Source organism: Parvimonas sp. M20 (genome assembly GCF_035282425.1).
GTDB lineage: Bacteria > Bacillota > Clostridia > Tissierellales > Peptoniphilaceae > Parvimonas.
Map to the genome: position 1 here is coordinate 1 of NZ_JAYKBQ010000269.1, position 240 is coordinate 240.

The following is a 240-nucleotide window of genomic DNA, read 5'->3' on the forward strand; positions in this document are numbered from 1 at the left end:
CAAACGGATAATTACAATGTTTTTGCTGAAATGGCTCGTCCGGCTTTATTAAAATATCTAAATGAAGCTGCTTTGGATGCAGATGGAAAAAAATATGTATCGATCTTAAAAAGCTGGAATCTTCGAAATGATATAGGTGAAAAAGGAGCTACTGTTTTCCGCGCTATCTGGGATAGTCTTGAAACAACCATCTGGAAAGACGAGTTTGAAAAATCAAAAAGATCATTGCCATGGCCAGAT

1 protein-coding gene is annotated in these 240 nt (G+C 36.7%); it reads left to right on the forward strand.

The genetic code is table 11. The features are described 5' to 3' along the window. Nucleotides 1–240: penicillin acylase family protein (locus VJI93_RS09205; RefSeq protein WP_324009388.1), on the forward strand; the 240-nt coding region annotated here is incomplete at both ends.